Here is a 20,214-nt window from a genome sequence, read left to right on the forward strand (position 1 = left end):
GCCGCGCTCGCGGTTGGGTAACGAATATGGTCGCTTTCCCGACTGAGTGCACCGGTGCTGCGGCACTCTTGTTGTAAGGCGTGGACCGGTGGTTTCCGGGCTCTACGGAAGCGGTTCATGATGAAGTGGCTGGGGCGGTGATCGTGTGAGTACGAGGCGAGTGGAAGTTCCACCTGGTCGATCGGTGGCTCTCGCTGATCCGGACCCGAATCCGACGTCCCCCGGGGCGGATTCGCGCGGTCACACACCGGGTGACCGCTGTCGCGAGCCCGGCTGCGTGGCCTGTCGCTGGGACGCGCAGCGCTTCAAGTACTGGCTGCGCAGCCGGCTGGCGACGGCCGGGGTCGACGCGCAGGTCGACGTGGCCATCGGTACCTCGACCCCGGATGTGCTGTGGCGCAAGGGCGATCGCATCTGCGCCATCGAGGTGTCCACGTCCGCTCCCGAGCTGGCGGGGGCGCGCGCGACCACCGCCGCGCTGCGCACCAGCGGCTGCACCGAGGTGCTGTGGATCTGCCCGCCCGGCTGGTGGATCTCCCAGCTGCCCGCGCTGGCCCTGGACGACTTCGCCGCCGAGGCATGCGACTACCGTACGGTGGGCGGCTTGCTGGCGGCCGGACCGGGCGGTGTGGTCTCGCCCGACCAATCCTGCAGTGAGCTGCGAGATTTCATCAGCGACTGGGTCGCGGAAGAGCTCGCCTACGGCTTCCGTGACGAACACACGGGAGGGTGGGCGACGGTGACCGACTGGGAACGGCACACGCGGACACAGGCGACGGTCATCGCACGCCAGCGCCAGGAGCTCACGAATCAGCGCACGGCCCTGGCGGTGGCTCGAAAGGCCACGCGCGACAAGGCGAAGCAGCTGGTGCGACTGACCCATCGGCTCGAGCGGGCGGAGCTCGCGGCGCAGCAGCAGGCCGACGATCTCGCCCAGGCGCGCCGCAAGCTGGCTGATCACAACCGGGTGGACGCGACCCTGCGCATCACGGTGGCGGGTCAGAAGGCGGCGATCCAGCACTGGCAGTTGATCAGCTGGTTCGCGCTGCTGATCATCGTCACCTTCATCGCGGCCGGATTGGTGATCGTCTGATCGGTCGTCCCCTGTAGATCCGCTTGTCCGGCAGCGAGTTTCGATATCATGGCGGCGGAAAGCGCAGGGGTCGAACGCCATTGGCTCTCATCCTGTGAGATATGCCCCTCGGCAACGCTTATGAAACAGTAATGTTTCATCATGTTCGACACCGTGTATCAGTCGTGGGCGGAGAATCCGGAGCGTTTCTGGGCGGACCGGGCCGCCGAGCTCGTGTGGACTCGCCGCTGGAATACCGTGCTGGACAGCGACAACGCGCCCCTGCAGCAGTGGTTTCCTGGCGGCTGCCTCAACGCGGCGGAGAACTGCGTGGACCGCCACGTCCTCGAGGGCCGCGGCGAGACCCCGGCGATCGTCTTCGACAGTCCGGTCACGGGCGCCGCGCAGACCATCACCTACCGGCGGCTGCTGCACGAGGTGGCCCGATTCGCCGGCGTCCTGGACGATCTGCGGGTCCGCGCCGGCGACACGGTCCTGATCCACATGCCCGCGGTGCCGCAGACCGTCGTCGCCATGCTGGCCTGCGCGCGGCGCGGCATCACCCACGTCGTGGTCCCCAGCGTGCCGCGGGAGGTGCTGCGCGAGCGCATCGAGCACACGGCCCCCGGCGTGATCCTCACGGCCTCCGCGGGTTTCGAGACCCGCGAGCCGACCCCCTACAAAGCGGTGGTCGACGCGGCCCTGGCGGATTCGGCCCATCGGCCCCGGCACTGCGTGGTCCTGCAGCGCCCCGAGGCGCCGATCGCGTTGACCCCGCGTGACCTGGACTGGGCCCAGCTCATGGCCGTGGCCACCGCGCGCGCCCCGATCCCGGTCGAGTCCGGCCATCCGCTCTACCTGCTCCACACTTCCGGCGTCGCCGGCAAACCCGAAGCGGTGGTGCGGGATACGGGCGGCTACCTCGCGGGTCTGCGCTGGGCGGTGCGCGACGTGTTCGGCGCCGGCCCCGGCGACGTGTTCTGGGCCGACGCGCACCCGGGTGCGGTCACAGGACATTCCCTCACCGTCTACGGCGCACTCGTCAGCGGCTGCACGACCCTGTTGTACGAGGGCTCGGCGACCGACACCCCCGATGCCGGCGCCTTCGCCCGGGTCATCGCCGACCACGGAGTCGGTGTCCTGTCCACCACACCGCAGACCTTGCGCCGCATCCGCCGCGCGGTTCATCCCGAATCGGCGAATCCTCACGGTGGACTGCGGGGCGTCTTCCTGACCGGTGAACGCGCCGAGCCCGACCTGCTGGACTGGGCGGAGCGGGTCTTCGGCTGCCCGGTCATCGATACCTGGTTCCCGCCCGAGGCAGGCTGGACACCGGCCGCCAACACCCTCGGCGCGGGCCTGCTGCCCGCTAAGCCGGGCTCGGTCGCCCGCCCGCTGCCCGGCTGCCGCGTCGAGATCCTGGACGCCGCCGGACGCCAAGTCCCGCACGGCATTCCGGGACATGTGGTGCTGAAACTACCCCTACCCCCGGGCGCGCCGCGCACCCTCTGGCGCGACGACGACCGCTTCGTCGCCACCTACCTCAAACGCTTCCCCGGCTACTACGACACCGCAGCCGCCGGCTACCTCGACGCGGACGGGTACCTGTGGCTCAGCGCCGACGACCTCGACAGCACCGCCGGGCAGCCCGAACCCGCCTGACGGGCCCGTCCCGGTCTCAGCCGCGCGACAGCCGGAACGGCCCGCGATCCCAGCGCCAGCCGTGGCGCAGGGTGAGCGCGGCGAGGTCCAGCAGTTCCATCCCGGTGTCGGCGCGATAGCCGCGCAACTCCGCCCACGACAGCGGCCCCTCGGCCAGGCGATTGCGCAGCAGGTTCTCGTGGCGGGCGGCGACCTCGCGCTCGGCCAGCTCGGCCACGCCCTGGTCGCCGCCGGTCCACACGACCCACCCCCAGTTGTGCGCGTGCGCGTAGGCCCGTCCGGCGGCGGCCTTGGCTCGGCTGGCGTGGAACGCGGTGTGCCCCAGCGGTATCACGTCGATCAGAACCACGCGGCCGTCGGTGAACCGGGCCACCGCGGCCGGATGGTGGAGCCGCTCGCTGCCGTCGATGTCGTAGACCAGCTCGGCGGGGTACTCCCGGAACGTCTCGACCCGTTCGCTGCCGTCCAGCTGCCGGAACAGCCGCGCCTGCAGACCGGTGTCGAAAGTCGTTTCCCGCCCGAGCTTTTCGGAGTACATGTGCCCGCGTCCGTCATCGGCCAGATCCAGCGTGCGCGCGACGGTGTCGGGTAGCTCGGCGGGGGAGCCGTCCGCCCATTCCACGCGGCGCAGCCACGGATTCCAGATGTCGGCGGGTATCTCCTCGCGCTGCTGCGGCGGCAGCAGGTGCCATCTGCCCTTCTGCTGCCAGCCCGCGATCCGCTGGAACACGAAGCCCGCCACGCGTTTCGCGTCCTGGAGCTCGTGCCCGGCCAGGCGCAGCTTCAGATACGCCCAGTCCTGGGCGACGATATCGGTGTCGGTGGCGTAGGTTTCGGCCAGCAGCGTGCGCACCAGGCGCTCATCGCCCCAGCCGACGGGATAGCGCTCGGCGAACACGCCGAGATCGGTCGCGCCGGTGGCGCGGTGCTGGCGGATCATCTGGCCGATGGCGCGGGTGTAGAGCTGCCGGGCGCGGTCTCGGGACACGCCGAAGCGGGCGCCCAGCAGGGTGAGGGTTTCGGGGTTCTCGCCGTCCAGGCCCAGGCGGCAGGTGATGACCGCGCCATCGCGCGGTCGTTCGGTGGCGGCTTCGACGGTCAGCGCGGACAGGGCCTCGTTGACGTCCTCGAGTCCGAAGGACGTGCTGTCCCGTTCACTACTGCCCACCGCGGCCCCTACCGTTGTTCGCCAGTCTGTTCGACCGAGCCTGAACAGAGCGTAACCGCGGGGGCCGACAGAGCGCGGGAGGTGAGCCGGTTATCCGATGGCCGCGTTCATGATCGTTCCGGCGCTGGTGGCGATCACCCCGCCGATCATCGCGCCCGCGACCATCTTGGGCGAGGCCAGGCCGCCGCCGGACCACTTCTCCCAGGCGAAGCGACCGCCCGCGTAGGTGATGGCCATAACGCCGGACAGCAGGATGAACCACGTGAAGTACCGGACGAGCTTCATGAGCTTGTCGGCCACCGGGGGTGTCTCCGGGGTGGGATTGCTGATCTGGGCGAGCACAGTGTCGTAGAAGGCGCTGAGCGTGGGGGTCACCAGAGAACGGTACCGCGAAAGGCGGTGGACATGCCCGGGAATGTGCGCGAGATCTATTGCGCGAGAGGAACATTCGTCCTTCGTGAGGCGAACTTCAGATTGAGAGCGGATGACGAGATTCGAACTCGCGACCCTCACCTTGGCAAGGTGATGCGCTACCAGCTGCGCTACATCCGCTTACGCGTCTTCGGGGCCGTGGAGCCTCTCCGTCGTGCGGGGAAAACATTAGCCGATGATCTGCCGAACCTCCAAAACGCCCGGAATCCGGACCCGTCGGCCTCGTCGCGGCGCGCCCGGAAGCCGGTGCGCGCGTGGCGGATCTAGCGGGGCACGGTGTCCCCCTCGGTGTAGGGCACGACGGCCGAGACCAGCGTGCGATCCCCGATCGCGGTGGTGAGCACCAGCTGCGCCGGCCAGACCTTGCGGCTCTTGTCCGGGTGCGTTTCGGTCACCACCATCACGTGCTGGCTCGCGAACGGCCCCGGCATGATCTGCACGCAGTACGTGGTGCCCGGCGGAATGCTGTCGATCCCGGCCTGGATCGCCTCGGCCGTGGGCGTGGTGGGCGAGTCCGGCACGAACATCTCCCGCACGCGCTGACCGTTGCGCTCGGTGTAGTAGCGGTTCTGTAGCGCGAGAATGACATCCGGCCCCGAATGGGTCGATCCGGGACCGTTCCCGCGCACGTGCGTGCCGACCGCCTCGTTGGGACACAGATCCGGCGCGCCGCTCGCGGCCGGTTGCATCGAGGTGACGGTGACGGGCGCGGCCTCCGGGGTGGCCACCGTGCGATCGGGTTCGGGCCCGGTCGCCTTGGCGAACTGCACCGCGACGGCGGCGGTCAGGGCCAGCACCGCCAGCACCCCGAGCAGCGGAACCATCCACTGCTGTCGCGACGACGGCCCGCGCCCCGACGTCAGGGACGATCGCCGATACGGATTCCCGAGCCGCGTGCGCGGCGGTGGGGGATCGTCGTAGTAGTCGTCATCCTCGTCGTAGTCGTCCGCGTAGTCGTCGTAGTCCTGCGCTGCCCGGGGGCTCGCGGGCGCCGGTGCGGGTTCGGGCGCGATCCAATCGGCCCAATCGCCGGTGTACTCGTCATCGTCGTCGTCGGCGCGCGCGGTCCGCCGGTCCCGGGGCGGTGGCGCAGCGCCGGAATCCGGGGTGCTCATCGGGTGACCTGCGGTTCGGGTGCGGAGAACAGGGGATAGCCGGTGGTCGGCGCGCCCGAACCGCTGGTGGTCGGCGCGGGGCCGGTGCTCGGGGCGTCCCCGCCGAGCGGGAACTGGCCGCCGCCGGGCGCGGTCGTGGTGACGGTGGTGCCGGGGGAGAAGTTCAGGCCGAGCGCGGGCTTGTCGCTACCGCCGGAGGGCACGCTCCCGGCCGGGGCGGTCTTGGACAGATCCACCGCGGTTGCGGCGAACCAGTGCCCGACGTAGGCGGCCGGGCTCTCGCCGAACCCCGAACCCTCGGCATTGGCGTAATCGTGTTTGCGCGCGGTGTTCCAGTACTTCACCCACGTGGTGACATCGAGCAGATCCTTGTTGTCGGTGACGTTCTGCACCAGCGCGGTGAATGCCTGCCCGGTCAGTTTGCTGATGGTGGTGGGCGGCACCAGATTCGTGACCGCGCCGAGCACCTTGGTGCCCAGCACCATCAGCCCGGCCAGCGGATTGGCGAGCCCCGCGGTGGCGATCTCGGCGATATTGGTCGCGGTCAGCACCGTGCGGACAACGGAGACAACGGAATTGAAGGCGATGGTGCCGATCTTCACCAGCGCCTGGATGGCGCCGGGGATGTCCACCGAGGTATTGCGCGGATCCGAGGCCTCGGCCACCCGCTGAGAGATCGACTTCTGCGGGGTGATCGACAGATCGGTCAGCGAGGTGCCGGAGATATCGTTGTTCACCACCTCGGTGAAGGTCTTGATCGAGGTGAAGGCCACCGCCTCGGCGACCGAGCGCAGCGAATTGATGGGATCCCCGCCCGAGAGTTCCACCTGCGAGGCGATATTGGCCACCACCCGGACCAGCGGCGCGGCATTGGGCGCGTCGCAGGCCAGATCGCCGGTGCTGCAGAAATTGGCGACCCGCCCCGCGAGCGTGCCGAATCCGGCCTGCGGTGCGCCCGCCGAACCGATGCCCGAGCCGACCGCGGGTTCGCTGGACTGCGGCGGGGACGACAGCGCCTTCACCTCGGTGCCATCGGTGCCGGGCGCGGCATCGGGCACGGTCTGCCCGGGCTTGCCGGGGAACAGCGCCGCACCGGCATTGCGCGTCGGATCGCCGAACAGCGCCACCGCGGCGATCTTGTCGGCGGAGACGACCCCCTTGCCCGCGCCCACCTCCTGGGCGAACAGCGACGCCACGTGCGCGCCTTGGGAATACCCGGCCAGCGCGATCCGGGTATTCGAGCACCGCTCGACCACCTGCTTCGCCATGGACTTCAGTCGATCCAGGCCACCGGTGATCGACTGCATGTACGGCGTGACCCCGGTGCCGGTCAGCACCGCCCCGCCGAAGGACGCCTCGTAGGGCACGTACGCGCGATCCACCAGTCCGTGTTCGCCCGCACCGGACATCATCGGCCGGAAGACCGCCGACAGCATGCCGGTATCGGTGGTGACCGCGGCATCCGGCGAGGACTCACCGGTGCCCTGGATGCCGAGCGCGTACAGCGCCGGGCAGGTATCGATGGGGATCTGGGTCTCGGGGGTATCGGCGGCCGCCGCGCCGACGGACGCCGCCGTGAGCGCGCAGACCGCGGCGACGACCAGCGCGGAGCGCCGAATGCCGGTCAGGGACAGCGATTGTCGATTCACCACGCACCTCGTTCGGGTCAAGTACTCGCGTTCTGCGCGACGGGTTGCGCGCGGGCGGTGATCCTCGCCCCCGCCGCTCGGGCGGTGGTGAGAATCAGTTCGGCCAGCAGCCGAACCGATTGCGGCGGTGTGCGAGTGGGATCGCCGTCATCCAGCGGGGTATTGCCGGAGCCGGGTTCCCAGGCCGCGAGTTCATGGGGTTCGAGCGCGCGCCACTGTTCCAGCCAGCCCAGCCGCCAGGATTTCGCGCCGAGATCGAAGGCGAGCGATTCCACCTCGCGGCGGCGTTCCTCGGCCGGAACAGGCAGCGGCCGTGCGGAATCGGCGACGGTGATGACGCCGACGATCTCGCTCCCGGCCGGCGTGGCCTGCGCCCGGTGGGCGATCAGCGCCCGATGCAGGGTGGCGAGCCCGCGCATATGGGTGCGCGCCACCAGGACCACCAGGGGCGAATCCATATCCGCGCCGAGCCCGATGCGCGCGGGCCAGCGCTGCCCGGCATCCCCGGCCCAGCTCATGCTGGCGGCGAGGCTGCTCACCCCGGCGCCGCCGTGCATGCCGATGAGCCAGACCAGCGGCGGACGGGGCGGTCGATTGGGAACGGCGCGGTGCCACATGGGAACCGGCGCCGCACCGCCCGTCATCGCAGCGCCCCGAGTAGCGCTAGATAGGCATCGCGCGTTTCCGCGGTCAGACGATGCCAGGTGATCTTGCCGCCGGTGGCCAGGTGCAGATCGAAGGGAATCTTCACGACCTCGCGCACCCAGGAACCCAGGTGCGCGCGCACGTGATCGACCACGGTGGCCGCCGAACCGGGCACCTGTTCGGTCAGCACGATCACCGCATCGCCCACGACGAACTCGCTGAAATTGTCATCCAGCCAGGTCAGTGCGGGCTGCAGGCGATTGATCGCATCCGGGCGCGCGGCCACGGTGATCACCAGCCCGACCCGGGGATCCGACAGCAGGGGAGCGGCCAGGCGACTGGTCACGGGCGCGCCGGCATCGAAAACAGCCAGCAATCCGGCGGTTTCGAGATGGCGAGCCACCGACACGAGGGTCTCGCGGCGCGGGAACGCCTCCGGACTGCGCGTCAGCACCCGCACACCGGTGGACGTGCGGCCCGCGCACGCCTCCACATTGGACGGGAATTCGGGATGATCGGTGCCGAGCCAACTCTGCACGGTGCTCACCGGCGCCGAGGTATCGCAGCCGCGCAGCGCCAGATCCCCGCCGCCGAGCGTGGAATCCACCGCCACCGGCCAGATCTCGCCCTCGCCGTCCACGGCGGCGGCAGCGGCCAATCCGAGCGCGGTGGTCGAGGCGCCGGAGGAACCGGACCCGCCCAGCACCAGCACCGAGGGCAGCACGGGGCGCACCAGCCGTCCCTGGCCACCGCGCAGCGGCACCGAATCGGTGGGCGAGCCGGCCGGACCCGGCTGCATGAGATTACTGACCGGGGGTTCGCTCAACTGGCGGATGAGATCGTGGACATCGGTCATGGGTCACTGTCCGCTCGCCACAATGGAACTGATGCGAACCTGACCATCCTGCTGCACGGTCGTGAAGATCTGCTGCCACGAGGTCTGGGAGCCATCGGGGCGGCGCTCGTCCACGGTGACGCTCCAGCGATCGGCGACATTCATCCTGGCGATGCTCACACAGTGCTGCGTGCCGGGGGGAACCGCGGCGATGGCGGCGCGCGTATCCTGCTCCGGCGCGGCCTTGGCGTCGGCGGTGAGCAGTGCGCGCACGGCCTGGGCGTCGCGCGCGACATACCAGGAATGTTCCAGGCGCAGAATCACGCCGGGCCCGGTGGTGAGATCGCCCGCGCCCGAACCGCTCACCTGTTCCTGCGAATCGACCTCCCGGCACCACGCCTGCGATCCCGGCCGATCCGCCACGGGCGTCACCGATTCGGTCGTCGGAACGGGAGTGGATTCGGCCGCGGTGTCCTCGGGCGTGAACTGGAACCACAGGGCCGCCGCCAGCAGCACGAAGGCGACGGCGGCGGCGCCGCTCAGCGCGATCCGATCCCGAATCACCTTGCGCCTGCGCGTGATCGCCGCGCGTTCGCGAGCAGCGCTGACCAGCGGCGCCATCGGATCCTCGGCGGCCAGATACCGTTCGGCGGACGCGCGCGCCCGCGACTGTCCGTGTGCGTCCGGCGCGTGATCCGCGTCGAGCCATTGCGCCCAGCCGGCGGCGGGTTCCCCGGTGGAATTCGCGTCGGAATCCGCCCGTGGACCTTCGGGATTCGGCGGCAGAGCCGGCATCGGTGGTCTCGCCGCCGTGACATCTTTCTCTTCGATCACGGCGTCACCCTTTTCGTTCGTGTCAGACACCCGGGGCAGGCTGCTGGATGGAAGCCAGGAAGGCCTCCGGTGTCAGGACGGGCATCTGGGCTACGGCCGAGCGCAGCGAATCGACGGTGGCGACGGTTTGATCGACTGCCTGATTCACTTGGTCGGCGACCTGGTCCACGACGGTATTCACCTGCTGGACCACCGGGGCGACGGCCTGGGCCACCGGTTCGGCGACGGCGGGCGGGACGTAATCGGGGATCACGGGGGCGGCGAGGACGGGAGCCGAAACGGGTTGAACGGCAGGCTCTACTGGGGCTGCGACTTCGACCAGGTTCGGATCGGGCGGAGCCGGCTGGTTGGCGTCTCCTCCGCTCAGCCAATTGCCTGCGAAGGCAGCCAATGTCGCGCCGCCAATGACAATCGGCCCGCTGACGAGCCCTCCGAGCGAGCCTCCGATGACGCACCCTCCTGCGCCTCCGATGATCGCACCCGCGGGGGCTCCGATTCCGGCAGTTGGCAACCCGCCGATCGCACCACCTGCAATGCCGCCTACGACAGCTCCTACGGCACAACCCGCTGGAACCAGAGCCAGGGGGGCCACCGCCGCAGCTCCGACGCCGACGAGCGCTCCCACAGTGCTGGATGCGGCCATGCGATCGGAGTCTTCGCGGGAGAAGCCCATGCGGTCGTAGGCGGCGGCAATCTGCCATTCCGCCATGTCGAGATATGCCTGGGCCTTGTTTCGCGACTTCAAGTCGATGAAGTCCGGCAACTGCACGGTATTCCTGCCGACCCGCAATTGATGCGGGTCCGAAGGCATAACCGCGGCCTGATCATTCGGCGCGACGGTCTCTTCCTCCGGCGCCGACTCGATCTGATTCTCCGGCTGCACGAGGGTATCGATATTCGGCCGGGTCTGCTGCTGCGGCCGGGGCCGATTCGGCGGCGCCACGGGCGGATCGGGAATCCAATCCGCCGGGCTGGGCGCGGTATTCACCGCGGGCGGCTCGGGGACGGTACTCAACCCCGGCTGTCCTTCGCCGGGCACCGCGAGCCCCGGTTGTCCGGGAGCCGCCGCGGCGATTCCCTGGCTCGCTACCAGCAGCATCGGTAACACCGACCATGCGAGCGAGGTACGTGTAGCGCTCATCTCTACCCCATTCCCCATACGGTCATCTGTGGACTCCCCGGCCCGAATCCCCCTGACGGCCAGGCTGTGTGCCCGCGACCGACCACATCGCAGATGAGTCTCCGACCCGTGTCGTGGTGACCCATGCCGAAACCCCACCGTCGTGCGATGATCATGTTCCGGGCTCGATCCTACTCGTAACCACGCTTCCCACAACCGGATACGGGACAGTCGGAACCAATTCTTGCCACTTCTCGAGCCGGCGGCCGTATGATCCCCGTCGACCCCCGCAAGAACCGTGCGCCCCACCATGTCTCGACAGGCCACCGGTTCTCGGAAGGAATTCGCATGTGCGCCAAGTCAGCACACTCTCGGCAATCGCCCGCCGGGCTGGCCGCTCCCCGCGCCCGCCGCCTGACGATCCTGCCCATCCTGGCGGCACTCCTGCTCCTCGCCGCCTGCGGCGCCGACTCGTCCTCGACGACTCCCACGACGGAGCCCCCGGATCCGTCCCGCCCGCCCGCGAACATTCACTGGGAGTCCTACCAGGGCATCCAACTCCCCATCGGCGCCGACGGCCCGAAGAATGTGGGCACGGTGGCCACCGGCTACACCCATTCACCCCAGGGCGCGGCGCTGGCCGCCATCAATCACAATGTCCGCCTGTCCCTGGCTCCCGACACCACCTGGCCCCAGATAGCGTCCCAGTCCCTGATCCCCGGTCCGGCCAAGGACAATTGGGTACTGTCCCGCTCGCAAATCTCCATCACATCCGCCGCGAATCCCGCCCTCGCTCCCCGGATCACGGCCTACAAAATCAACAACTATTCGCCGGAGCGAACAGATCTGACCGTCTACTCCACTTACCCCGACGCCTCCATCACGTCGGCCGAGCAGACGGTGCTCTGGGTGTCGGAGGATTGGCGCTTGCTGCTGCCGGATCCGGTGGCGAAGATTCCGACTGTGCACTCGATTCCGGTGATTCCGGAGGGGGTTGTGACGCTTCCCGTTGTGGGGTGAGGGATTCGGGGGAGTTCTCGTAATCGGCAGCTGGGTTTCAGCGCGCGTGGGGTGGTCGCTCGGAGAACAACGCGCCGGCGGGTGCGTGCGGTGGGGGTTGGGTGCTCAGCCACAGAGGCTCGATAGCGGAGGACCAGCGGGCCTGTTGGTCGCCCTGGCGGCGGAGCTGCCGAGGGGGAGATGCCTGGACTAGGGGTACCAGCGGAGAGACTTGGGTAGCCCGACCCCGGTTGGGTGCCCTACCGAGGGAGAGAAGCCTGGATAACGGAGTACCAGCGGGATGACGTGGGTGCCTCGGCGGCGGTTGGGAGCCCTACCGCCGGAAAGAAGCCCGGACAACGGAGTACCAGCGGGGGCACGTCGGGAGACTCGGCTGCGGTTGGGTGCCCTACCGGGGAAAGGACGCCTGGATAACGGAGTACGAGCGGGGGCGGGTTGGGTGCCTCGGCTGCGGTTCCGGCCCTCCCGGGCCGATATACGGGATCGAAGCCCCTGGATGCGTGGCCGAGTTTCCAACCCTGGGCCGGGCGCGGCAATCACCGCCAGAGACATCATCCTGTTGTGTTGATGACGAGTCTTTGTCTGTAGGTCTCTAGAAGGTTCCCACGGCTGGCCAGCTCTGCTGGAAGGGCGAAGGCGCTCCTGGCTGGGGAGCCATAGGCCGGGTACGGCAGGCGAAGTGACCAGCACTGTCGCATCTGTATTGCCTGCTCTCCCGAAACCCGCTGGAAGCCAGAGGGTGGGTGCGGGTTCGGGCTACGTCGGCCACGGGTGTGAACACCGGTGGGTGTGGTCGCACCGGCGGTGTGGGTGAGATGGCCGGGCCGGGGGACAAGGTGTGCGGGAGTTCGTTCGGCGTCGAAGGCCATCAGGGCGCGAACGAAAGTGCGTAGAGCAGCAGGACGGATATCAGGCCGGGGTGCGGTCGCTGGCAGAGTCGCCGTGTGGGAATGCCTGGTGCTGGCGGTGGAGTTCGGGTGGGTTCGACGCCAAGGGGGTGGGGTGTGTCGGCGCACGAAAGCCTCTTCGGCGTCGAAAGCCGAAGAGGCAGAGACGAAAGCGGCGGTGAGGCTCGAGACCAGGGGCCGGGTGGCTAACAGCGCCATCGCGCGGGGATACCCGGAAACTGGGGATGATGACGGAAATTCACGCGAGGTCGGCGTTTCGGATCGATATGTGGCGGCGGAATCCAGCCGGTCTTTCCCGGATTCTCCGAATCCTCACCCATCACAACGGTTTCCCAGCCGTTCGGGCCGGTGTTGATCTGGGCGTGGCAGGCATCGCACGCGAAAGTCAGGTTCTCGATGTCCGTTTCACCACCATCAGCCCATTCCCGGATGTGGTGGACGGCCGAGCGGCTCGCTGGCGCGTCGCATCCCGGGCGCGTGCAACCCCGCTCGGTCGCGGTGAGCGCCAACCGTTGTGCCGGGTTGGCGAGACGCTGACCTCGCGACAGGTGCAGCGGTCGGCCGTTGCGGTCGAGCACCACCAGGTACGGGGTGGAGTTCTTGGCTACCTGGAGTGCTTGGGTGATGGACATCGTGCCACCGGTCGCGGTCGTTGCCACGCCTGTGCGGCGCTCGAGGTCCTCGATGCTCATGGTGATGATGGTCGAGACCGGAAGTCCGCGATGTGATCCCAGCTTCGTGGGGCCCATGTCGGGGCGGAAGAACACCATCAGGGCGTCGTGGTTGCGCTGTTCGGCGTTGCGGTGGTCGCGTTTGGCGGCGGCGCGCAGTTTCGCTCGAAGGGCGGCACGGGCACGCTGGGCCGGGGTCAGTGTGGGGTCGTCGGCCTTGGCGTCATCATCACCGGTGTCGTCGCCATCGTCGAGTTCGGTATCGAGACCCAGTTCAGCGGTGGTCCAGGGGCTTTCGGGGTCGTAGGGGTTGCACATGCCGGGGCGTCCGAATTTCTCGAACATCGGGATCATGACCGCACCCAACTGCGGAGTCAGGAAACCTGAGATCGGGTACATGCCATCGATGCCCTGATGCCCGATCTTGATGCCCCGGACTCGCTGACGGTCCCGGTCCTCGGTCAAACGCCCATCGGGATCGACATGGGCCAGAATGTGAACCCCGAGCTTGGTCACACCCTTCGGGTCGCCTTCGCGGGCGTATGAGGTGAGGTGTTGTTCGGCATGGTCTTTGACCTCCACACCAGCGGCGTCGGGGATCCGCGTCAGCGCATCATTGATTGCCTTCACGTGGTCGGCGGAGATCTCTCCGGCCCGTTGCGCTCGAGCCACGTGTGGCAGTTTCGGCGGGCGGGTGCTCGAACCTGCCGACACCGTCGACAGCAGATCGGCGTTGCGAACGCGGGCGGCGGCCTCGGCGTAGGACAGTCGCAGTGCCTGTTGCAGGAACAGGATCAAGCTCTTCACGCCCGCCCGAGGGCCCAAGCCTCGCGCTCCACACTCGAGAGCGAACCGCTGCTTCACCGCTTCGAGTTTGCGGAAGCTGGTCTCGAGTTCCTGCATGACGTCGATGACCTCGCCATCGGTCATTGAGTACATCGGTAATTCGAGCAGGTTTTCCACCGTGGCGCCAAGTGCTTTGGCACTGGTCGCGATGGTGGGTACCTCTCTCGAATCCATGCCTCTATTCTACGCCTCAATAGCAGATATGAATAGCCCAATTCTGTTGGGATGCAACATTATTCGGACCAACATGATGATTCGGGCACGCCCTGACTACCTCGATAATCTTCTCGTCGCCCGCCGATAACATCTCGCCCAAATCCGCCAAAAACCTTAGGGTCGCGACGTGCCATTACCCGAGTGCGATAACTCCACGATCCCCACTCCCGCAGAGCCGTTCCGTGCTGCCCCCGGCACCCTCCAGGGAATGATCCAGCGCGGTCACGGAGCCGCCCGCGCCAACGCCTCGGCCAACCCCCGCTCCGCCGCCGGCTACGTCATCGACTGCGTGATCCACGACCCCCGCTGGGATCACCAGATCGAGTCGCGCTCTTGGCTGTACGCGACCCTCGTAACCGACCTGGGCATCGCCCTCCCGGACCTCCGCGCCGCGTACGCGACTCCCGTCGACCCCTCCGGCGATTCCGATGCCTGGCTCCTCGTCGGCGTTATGGAGTGTCTGGCGCAGCGCGGCATCCCCGGAGCCGTCTCCGAACTACGCCGCTACCTGGCCACGGGCCGCGACCCGGAGTTGGCCCTGAACTCCCTGATTCCCTTCACCGATCATCCGGAAGCCGAGGGACTCCTCGGCGACCTGCTGGACGTCGCCGACGACGAAACACTGACGTCGATCCTGCTGTCGTCCTGGCAATTCCCCGATCTGTCCGCACACCCGTGGTCGAGCTGGCGGCGCGCCGATCCCCGCATGGACCGGGCGGCCGAGGCGGCGGAACGTGCTCGGGCGCAACATCGGCGGGAACTTCCGCCCCGCGCGACTCGGCAGGCGATGATGCGTGATCGAGCGGTGCGGTTCGCGATCGACGCCGGATTCCTCACCACCGCCGACGCGGAGTCGGTCACCGAGGACCTGTGGACCCGATTACTGCTGGATTTCGCGTCGGTCCGGCTCGCCGACACCGACCTGCCGCCCGACGTTCGGCATTGGCTGCGTAGGCAATTCCGGACGCTTCGAACGCCGGATGCGCTTGCGTGGGCCCGCGCGACCGTGTTCACGGACCGTGATCACAACATCCTCGCGCTGGACATGCTGGCCGCGCTCGGCGAAGAATCCGACGCGCCACTACTGCTCGAACGTCTGAAAGCTGCTGCTACCGAAGGTGATTTCGGTATCGGCGACCTGTGCGACATCGTCCCCGCGCTCGGGCGGCTCAGGTTCGCCGCCGCCCGTATGCCGATCGAGGAAGTGTTCGACAGTACGCCCTATTCGTATCTGCGCGAGCGTTGCGCGGGGGCGTTGAGCGCCCTGGCCCCGGACTTTCCGCGACTGCGTGCCGTCGAATGTCTGGACGACTGCGAATCCGGTACCCGAGAGATCGGCATCGCACACGCCGACCTCTCGAATCCCGCAGTCCGAGAACGCGTCACAAATATCGCCGCCGACGCCTCGGAAGGACCGGAAACCAGGCGGGCGGCCACCGCCCGCCTGGCACGGCACAACGTCTGATCGGCCCCGGTCCCAGGACGGCCGCGAGACCGCTACATATCCCAGGGCGCCTGAGGCAGCACCGCGCCGGTCTCGAGCAGCGACTTGAGATTGGCGAGCACGGCGGGCCAGCCGGACGAAATCCCCTGCCGCATTTCCTCGTTCGGCAGATTCTCGTGCGTCACCGTCAGCCGGACGATGTCCTGGTGCGGCTCGATCAGGAACGTCACGACCGACGGGTCGCGATCCTCGTCCAAAGAGTCCTCGAAGGTGATCACCAGGCGCTTCGGGGGATCGGTCTCCAGGACCTTGCCGATGACGTCGACCTTGTCGGTGCCGTCGACGCGGCGGTGCTCCCAGGTCGAACCCTGTTGCCAGTCGGACACATTCGCGTGTCCCCAGTACTGGGCGGTGAGGTCGGCGTCGGTCAGGGCCTTCCAGACCTGTTCGGCGCTCGCGCGAATGTAGGTGACATAGACGTAGTTGGCTACTGCGGTGGTCATGGCGTACTCCTCTGCCTGATTCTTGATGCCGCGGATCGCGTCCAGCCGGGGCTGATCGAAGACGGATATCCACCGCATCTCGATGTCGTGGATCGGTGCCGGATTGATGTAGTGCACCCGCTCCCGCCCGCGCCGCAGCACGGTGACGAGCCCGGCGGCCACCAGAATGTCGACGTGCTGGGTCAGTGACTGCCGCGCCATGTCCACGCGCTCGCAGAGCTCGCGCAGCGTCTGCCCGTTCTGCTCCCGCAGCCGGTCGAGTACCAGCCGCCGGGTGGAGTCCGCCAACGCCTTGAAAACCGTGTCCATGTCGGGTTCGGGTTGCACCCGGAAATAATGCAGGTATTTACCTGCATATGTCAACAACGTCGAGGAAAAGGCCAGCTAGAGGCTGTTAAAACGCCTCTACCCGCCCGCCACATCCAGCTCCGGCGCAACCACCAGCCGCCAGAACTCCGCGTACCTCCCACCCGCCCGAACCAGCTCGTCATGGCTCCCCGCCTCCACGATCACCCCACCGTCGAGGAACACGATCCGATCGGCCTCCCGCACCGTCCGCAGCCGGTGCGCCACGACCACCACGGTCCGCCCCGCCATCAGTCGATCGACCCCCGCGTGCACCGCCGCCTCGCTGACCGGGTCCAACGCCGACGTCACCTCGTCCAGCAGCACGATCGGCGCGTCCTTCAACAGCGCCCGCGCGATCGAAACCCGTTGGCGCTCACCCCCGGACAGCAGCGCCCCGCCTTCGCCCACCGCCGTGTCCCAGCCGTCGCCGAGCCGCGCGATCACCTCGTCGAGCCCCGCCGCGCTCGCGGCCGCTCGCACCTGCGCGTCCGTCGCCTCGGGCCGGCCGAGCCGGATATTCTCCGCGATCGTTCCGTCGAACAGGTACACGTCCTGGAACACGATCGCGATCCGCGCCATCAGGTCGTCGGCGCTCATCGAGCGGACGTCGACCCCGCCGATCCGCACCGCGCCCGCGTCCACGTCGTAGAACCGCGCGATCAGTTGCAGCAGCGTGCTCTTGCCCGCGCCGGACGGCCCGACGATCGCGAGCCGGGTGCCCGCCGGGACGGTGAGCGACAGGTTCTCGACCACCGTGCGGCCGCCGCGCCGGAATCGCACCCCGTCGAACTCCACCTCGTGCGTGCGCGGCCGGATCGGGGTGTGCGGCTCCGGCAGCGGTTCGGTGCGCAGGACCGTGTCGAGTTTCGCCAGGACCGCACGGCCCGAGCGGAGCTGACTGCCGATGTCGGAGAGCGAGAGCAGCGGGTCCGCGCTGCGGGCCGCCAGCACCAGGATCGCCAATACCTCTGCCGCGCCGACGTTTCCGCCGACCGCCAGATACGCGCCCAGGGCCAGCAGCACGGTGAAGACCGCCTGCACCGTGAGAGCCAAGCCGAGCAGGCCGGGGACCGCCGACCGGATCGAACTCCGGCTCGCGCGCTCCACATCGGTCAGGGCGTCGTCGAGCAGTTCGAACCGTTCGGCCGTGCGACCGCCCGCGCGCAGAACCGGTTGTGCCCGAAGGTATTCGATGACCCGCGCGGTCGCCTCCTGATCGCGCTCGTCGCGCGCGGCGTCGGTGGCGGCCATCGCCCGGCCGGTGCGGATCTGGATCAGCACCACGACCGGCGCGGCGAGCAACGCGGCCAGACCCAGCTGCCACTGGTAGGCGAGCATGACGAGCACGATGGTCAGGGGCGTCACGCAGGCCGACAGGAACGGCCCCAGGATGTGGGCGATGACGCCCATCGACTGCAGCACACCGGCACTGGCCAGCTCGGACACCTCACCCACCCGGCGCGCGGTGAACCAGCCGACGGGCAGGCGCGCCAGGTGATCTCCGAGCCGGTGGTACACCCCGTGCAGCAGCGCCGTCCCGACCCGGAAGCCCGACAGGTCGCTGCGGTAGCGCAGGATCGCGTACACCGCGACCGCGGCGGCAAAAGCCGCCAGCCACGGGCGGCCGTCCTCGGGACTGTCGCCGAACAGCGCGCGCAGCAGGGGAACCAGGAACGCGTACGAGAGGCCCTCGGCGACCGCCGTCGCGGTCATCAGCACCAGGGTGCGCCGCAGCGGTCCGGCGTACCGATGGCCGAGCAGGTGCAGGAGCATGCGGATCATCGGGCTTCGCCTTCCTGGAGGTCGCCGAGCGATTCCGCTGCGGCGGTCGTGTGTGCACGGTGGAGTTCGGCGAAATCGCCGTGGCGGGAGAGCAATTCGGCGGGGGTGCCCTGTTCGGTGATGCGGCCGTTCGCGAGCATCACCACGGTGTCCGCGCTCGCGATGGTCTCGAGCCGGTGCGCGATCACCAGGATCGTCCGATCGGTCAGCCCGGCCAGAGCTCGCCGGATCGCGCGCTCGGTCAGCGGGTCGGCGAACGAGGTTGCCTCGTCCAGTACCAGCACGGGGGTGTCGGCCAGCAGCGCTCGCGCCAGCGAAATCCGTTGTGCCTCACCCCCGGACAGTTCCGCGTCCGCGCCCAGGATTGTTTCGTAGCCGTGCGGGAGTTCGAGGATCCGATCGTGGATGCCGGCCATCCGGGCCACCCGCACCACGTCGTCGAGGCCGGCGTGCGGCGCCGCCAGCGCGATGTTGTCCGCGACCGAGGCGCGCAGCAGTCGCACGTCCTGGAAGACGAACGACACCCGGCGATACAGGTCCCGCGCGCTCAGCTCGCGCAGATCGACCCCGCCGAGCAGGACCGCGCCGTGCGTGGGATCGAAGAAACGCGGCAAAAGCTGTACCAGCGTGGACTTTCCGCTGCCCGACGGCCCGACGAGCGCGGTGGTCGTGCCCGGCTCGAGCGTGAGGTCGATGCCGCGCAGGACCTCCTCGCCGTCGGTGTAGCCGAAGCGCACGTCCCGCAGCTCCACCCGATGTCCCCGCGGCACAGCGGGTCGCGTGGGTTCGGACAGCGCCGGCACCGCCAGCACGTTCCGGATCCTGCCGAGCGCGCGCCGCGCGGCCTGCAGATCGTCGAGGCCGTGCCCGAGCGCGGCCACCGGCGCGGTCAAACCGAGGCCGAGCAGCAGGAACGGGAGCAGGTCCGCCGGGGCCAGGGAGCCGCCGGTGATGAAGGCCGAACCGCCCGTGAGCACGACCAGCAGGACGAACGGCGGCGACAGCGCCAGCTGCATACCCGCCGCGATCAGCGACATGCCGAAGACCCAGCTGCGCAGCGTCTCGGTGAAATAGTCCGCGGCGGTGAGGAACGCGCGGTGCGCGCGCGACCCGCCGCCGAAGGTCTTGACCACGGCGATGCCCCGCACGAATTCCACGGCGGCCCCGGCGATTCGGCCCATGGCCGCGTCCATCTCGTGCTCCAGGCGCTGGCGCTTCGGCGTCATCATGAGCGGTACCAGGGCCAGGGCGAGGCCGACGGGGATCAGGGTGATCAGGGTGAGCCGCCAGTCGATCGTGGCGAGATAGATCAGCGACACCAGCGGGACCACGAACGCGGCGACCAGTTCACCGGGCGCGTGGGCGATCAGCGGGTGGGTGGCGCTGACGTCGCGGCCCACCATCGTGGCCAGCTCGCCGCTGCGCCGGCGTGCGAACCAGCCGATCGGCACCCGCCCCAGCTGTGCGGCCAGCCGCCGGCGCAGACCGAGCTGCACCTCGGCGTCCAGCAGGTGCCCGAGGCCGGCGGACGCGGCGGTGAAGATCAGCCGGACGAGCAGCCCGCCCACGCCGGCCAGCACGACGAGCCGGACGTGCCCGTGGTCGATCGGATCGGCGGACAGCAGCGTCCGGCCGAGTTCGGCGACCGCGAGCAGCGGTGCGAGACCGGCGATCGCCCCGATCACCTGCAGGACCAGCACCGCGGCGAAGCGCGCGCGATACGGCGCGAACAGCCCCCGAGTGCGCGGGGGCTGGTCGGGGGGAGTGGATCGGGTTCCGGGCCCGGCCTGTTCGGTGATGGTCATCGCGCCGCCGCTCTTCTCGCGAACCGGCGGAGGGGTTCCGCGTGTGCGCCGATTCGAGTTGTCCTGGGGGGAGTGCGCCTGCGAGCCCGCGCTCCGCCGGGCCCGTCCTGCCGACGGGCCCACCGGTAGGCTCGCAGGG

16 protein-coding genes and 1 tRNA gene are annotated in these 20,214 nt (G+C 68.9%); 4 read left to right on the forward strand and 13 right to left on the reverse strand.

Going from position 1 to position 20,214, the window contains the following annotated elements; all coding sequences use genetic code 11:
• The first annotated feature begins 277 nt into the window (after positions 1-277).
• Both ACWIGI_RS09940 and ACWIGI_RS09945 read left to right on the forward strand, forming a co-directional pair.
• Entirely contained in the window at positions 278-1,093 is an 816-nt protein-coding gene (locus ACWIGI_RS09940) for a hypothetical protein (RefSeq protein WP_454201983.1), read from the forward strand.
• A gap of 141 nt (positions 1,094-1,234) precedes the next feature.
• Positions 1,235-2,734, forward strand: a complete 1,500-nt coding sequence (locus ACWIGI_RS09945; RefSeq protein WP_454201984.1) for an AMP-binding protein — start codon at positions 1,235-1,237, stop codon at positions 2,732-2,734.
• Positions 2,735-2,750: 16 nt separating this feature from the next.
• Here the strand turns inward: ACWIGI_RS09945 and ACWIGI_RS09950 are convergent, their stop codons facing one another.
• From ACWIGI_RS09950 to ACWIGI_RS09990, 9 genes are all read right to left on the reverse strand, one after another.
• Positions 2,751-3,902 (reverse strand): hypothetical protein, encoded by a 1,152-nt coding sequence (locus ACWIGI_RS09950; RefSeq protein ID WP_454201985.1) that lies wholly within the window; start codon positions 3,900-3,902, stop codon positions 2,751-2,753.
• Between the two features lie 90 nt (positions 3,903-3,992).
• Positions 3,993-4,277, reverse strand: coding sequence for a hypothetical protein (locus ACWIGI_RS09955; RefSeq protein WP_354984179.1), 285 nt, complete (start codon positions 4,275-4,277; stop codon positions 3,993-3,995).
• 104 nt (positions 4,278-4,381) lie between these two features.
• Positions 4,382-4,454, reverse strand: a tRNA-Gly gene (locus ACWIGI_RS09960).
• A gap of 143 nt (positions 4,455-4,597) precedes the next feature.
• Positions 4,598-5,449 carry a hypothetical protein gene (locus ACWIGI_RS09965; protein ID WP_454201986.1) on the reverse strand — a complete coding sequence of 284 codons (852 nt, stop codon included), beginning with the start codon at positions 5,447-5,449 and terminating at the stop codon, positions 4,598-4,600.
• On the reverse strand, positions 5,446-7,098 hold the full coding sequence (locus ACWIGI_RS09970) for a cutinase family protein (protein ID WP_454201987.1): 1,653 nt from the start codon (positions 7,096-7,098) through the stop codon (positions 5,446-5,448). Before ACWIGI_RS09970 ends, ACWIGI_RS09965 begins: the two co-directional genes overlap by 4 nt.
• 17 nt (positions 7,099-7,115) lie before the next feature.
• Positions 7,116-7,742: a hypothetical protein gene (locus tag ACWIGI_RS09975; RefSeq protein WP_454201988.1), complete on the reverse strand. Its 627-nt coding sequence runs from the start codon at positions 7,740-7,742 to the stop codon at positions 7,116-7,118.
• The gene (locus ACWIGI_RS09980) at positions 7,739-8,599 is read right to left on the reverse strand and encodes a MinD/ParA family ATP-binding protein (RefSeq protein WP_454201989.1); all 861 of its coding nucleotides are present in this window, start codon (positions 8,597-8,599) and stop codon (positions 7,739-7,741) included. The genes ACWIGI_RS09975 and ACWIGI_RS09980 overlap by 4 nt, the downstream gene beginning before the upstream one ends.
• A 3-nt stretch (positions 8,600-8,602) precedes the next feature.
• Positions 8,603-9,412, reverse strand: a complete 810-nt coding sequence (locus tag ACWIGI_RS09985; RefSeq protein WP_454201990.1) for a hypothetical protein — start codon at positions 9,410-9,412, stop codon at positions 8,603-8,605.
• A 22-nt stretch (positions 9,413-9,434) separates the two neighbouring features.
• Positions 9,435-10,511, reverse strand: a complete 1,077-nt coding sequence (locus ACWIGI_RS09990; protein ID WP_454201991.1) for a hypothetical protein — start codon at positions 10,509-10,511, stop codon at positions 9,435-9,437.
• Between the two features lie 369 nt (positions 10,512-10,880).
• On the opposite strand from ACWIGI_RS09990, the gene ACWIGI_RS09995 reads away from it, so the two are divergent.
• A complete protein-coding gene (locus tag ACWIGI_RS09995; protein WP_454201992.1) occupies positions 10,881-11,552 on the forward strand; it encodes a hypothetical protein in 672 nt (223 codons plus the stop codon).
• Positions 11,553-12,645: 1,093 nt separating this feature from the next.
• On the opposite strand, the gene ACWIGI_RS10000 is transcribed toward ACWIGI_RS09995, so the two are convergent.
• Positions 12,646-14,151, reverse strand: coding sequence for a DUF222 domain-containing protein (locus ACWIGI_RS10000; RefSeq protein ID WP_454201993.1), 1,506 nt, complete (start codon positions 14,149-14,151; stop codon positions 12,646-12,648).
• Positions 14,152-14,401: 250 nt separating this feature from the next.
• Here ACWIGI_RS10000 and ACWIGI_RS10005 point away from each other — a divergent pair, with 250 nt between their 5' ends.
• Entirely contained in the window at positions 14,402-15,658 is a 1,257-nt protein-coding gene (locus ACWIGI_RS10005; RefSeq protein ID WP_454201994.1) for a hypothetical protein, read from the forward strand.
• Positions 15,659-15,690: 32 nt separating this feature from the next.
• Here the strand turns inward: ACWIGI_RS10005 and ACWIGI_RS10010 are convergent, their stop codons facing one another.
• The 3 genes from ACWIGI_RS10010 to ACWIGI_RS10020 form a co-directional block, all read right to left on the reverse strand.
• Complete coding sequence (locus tag ACWIGI_RS10010; RefSeq protein WP_454202268.1) at positions 15,691-16,449, reverse strand: ArsR/SmtB family transcription factor; 759 nt, start codon at positions 16,447-16,449, stop codon at positions 15,691-15,693.
• 96 nt (positions 16,450-16,545) lie between these two features.
• On the reverse strand, positions 16,546-18,270 hold the full coding sequence (locus ACWIGI_RS10015) for an ABC transporter ATP-binding protein (RefSeq protein ID WP_454201995.1): 1,725 nt from the start codon (positions 18,268-18,270) through the stop codon (positions 16,546-16,548).
• The gene (locus ACWIGI_RS10020) at positions 18,267-20,075 is read right to left on the reverse strand and encodes an ABC transporter ATP-binding protein (RefSeq protein WP_454201996.1); all 1,809 of its coding nucleotides are present in this window, start codon (positions 20,073-20,075) and stop codon (positions 18,267-18,269) included. Before ACWIGI_RS10020 ends, ACWIGI_RS10015 begins: the two co-directional genes overlap by 4 nt.
• Positions 20,076-20,214: the final 139 nt, after the last annotated feature.

The organism is Nocardia sp. NPDC055321 (assembly GCF_053645575.1).